Genomic DNA, 409 nt, shown 5'->3' on the forward strand with positions numbered 1-409 from the left:
GTAGTGACTGCCAGAACTAAACCTTCTTTACTTTCTACAAGGACATGTCGTTTATACCCATAGTAAAGATTATGACCTTTTTTGGTCCAACTAGCTTCTGGATCTACCCCTTTTTGATAACTATGAGATACCGATATAGTACCATCCTCACGCAAATCATAGCTCTTTTTACCTTTGGGACATCTAGGAGTAGGGGTGATAGAGGCGTCAATAACTGCACCATGCTGCACCAGAACACCATGGTTAGATAATTGATCATTTATGATTTTTAACAATCTATCTAAAGCTTTTTTTTCTGTAAGCGCAGTCCTAAATCTGCTTAATACACTATGATCTGGAACAGAATTATCCATGGAAATACCACAAAACCTGCTAAAAGTAATACGATCATTTACTTCTTCTTCGACTT

1 pseudogene is annotated in these 409 nt (G+C 37.2%); it reads right to left on the reverse strand.

Annotated elements, in window-relative coordinates:
- Positions 1-409 (reverse strand): annotated as a pseudogene (locus tag ACRRVB_RS05010) (IS5-like element ISCca7 family transposase); the annotation flags it as partial.

The organism is Candidatus Cardinium hertigii, assembly GCF_050864855.1.
GTDB classification, from domain to species: domain Bacteria; phylum Bacteroidota; class Bacteroidia; order Cytophagales; family Amoebophilaceae; genus Cardinium; species Cardinium hertigii_C.